At 56.8% G+C, this 1,760-nt stretch carries 1 rRNA gene; it reads left to right on the top strand.

The features are described from left to right. Window positions 1-1,720, top strand: a 23S ribosomal RNA gene (locus QLQ85_RS00430); the annotation flags it as partial. Window positions 1,721-1,760: the final 40 nt, after the last annotated feature.

The raw sequence follows: 1,760 nt of genomic DNA, 5'->3' as shown, positions 1-1,760 counted from the left end.
GCGGTAGAGGAGCGTCGTGTAAGCCGATGAAGGTGAGTCGAGAGGCTTGCTGGAGGTATCACGAGTGCGAATGCTGACATGAGTAACGACAAGGGGAGTGAAAAACTCCCCCGCCGGAAGACCAAGGGTTTCTGTTCGACGCTAATCGGAGCAGAGTGAGTCGGCCCCTAAGGCGAGGCCGAAAGGCGTAGTCGATGGGAAACGGGTCAATATTCCCGTACCTCACGTGGTTGCGATGGGGGGACGAAGAAGGCTAGGTGGGCCAGGCGTTGGTTGTCCTGGTGAAAGCCGGTAGGCTGGGATCTTTGGCAAATCCGGGATCCCCAGGCCGAGAGGCGAGACGAAGGCACTACGGTGCCGAAGTCATCGATGCCACGCTTCCAGGAAAAGCCTCTAAGCTTCAGACCATGTGGGACCGTACCCCAAACCGACACAGGTGGTCAGGTAGAGAATACCCAGGCGCTTGAGAGAACTCGGGTGAAGGAACTAGGCAAAATGGTGCCGTAACTTCGGGAGAAGGCACGCCGCGGTAGTGTGAAGGCCCTCGCGGCCGGAGCACGAGGCGGTCGAAGATACCAGGTGGCTGCAACTGTTTATTAAAAACACAGCACTCTGCAAACGCGCAAGCGGACGTATAGGGTGTGACGCCTGCCCGGTGCCGGAAGGTTAATTGATGGTGTTAGCGCAAGCGAAGCTCCTGATCGAAGCCCCGGTAAACGGCGGCCGTAACTATAACGGTCCTAAGGTAGCGAAATTCCTTGTCGGGTAAGTTCCGACCTGCACGAATGGCGTAATGATGGCCACGCTGTCTCCACCCGAGACTCAGTGAAATTGAAATCGCAGTGAAGATGCTGTGTACCCGCGGCTAGACGGAAAGACCCCGTGAACCTTTACTACAGCTTCACACTGGATGCTGATGTTGCTTGTGTAGGATAGCTGGGAGGCTTGGAAACCCGGACGCCAGTTCGGGTGGAGCCAACCTTGAAATACCAGCCTGGCATCATTGGCGTTCTAACTCAGGTCCGTGATCCGGATCGAGGACAGTGTGTGGTGGGTAGTTTGACTGGGGCGGTCTCCTCCTAAAGGGTAACGGAGGAGCACGAAGGTACCCTCAGCACGGTTGGAAATCGTGCAGTGAGTGCAAGAGCATAAGGGTGCTTGACTGCGAGACAGACACGTCGAGCAGGTACGAAAGTAGGTTCTAGTGATCCGGTGGTTCTGTATGGAAGGGCCATCGCTCAACGGATAAAAGGTACTCCGGGGATAACAGGCTGATACCGCCCAAGAGTTCACATCGACGGCGGTGTTTGGCACCTCGATGTCGGCTCATCACATCCTGGGGCTGAAGTCGGTCCCAAGGGTATGGCTGTTCGCCATTTAAAGTGGTACGCGAGCTGGGTTTAGAACGTCGTGAGACAGTTCGGTCCCTATCTGCCGTGGGCGTTGGACGTTTGAGAAGAGCTGCTCCTAGTACGAGAGGACCGGAGTGGACGCACCTCTGGTGTTCCGGTTGTCACGCCAGTGGCATTGCCGGGTAGCTATGTGCGGACAGGATAACCGCTGAAGGCATCTAAGCGGGAAGCCCCCTTCAAGATGAGACGTCCCCGAGGCCTCGAGCCTCCTGAAGGGCCCAGCGAGACCAGCTGGTTGATAGGCCGGGTGTGGAAGCGCTGCAAGGCGTTGAGCTAACCGGTACTAATGGCCCGTGAGGCTTGACCATATAACACCCAAGAGGTCTGTGATCGCAGACGATTGCGGAT

It is taken from the genome of Halomonas kalidii, from assembly GCF_030010475.1.
Lineage (GTDB): Bacteria > Pseudomonadota > Gammaproteobacteria > Pseudomonadales > Halomonadaceae > Halomonas > Halomonas heilongjiangensis.
This window is presented reverse-complemented; position numbering and strand designations above follow the sequence as displayed.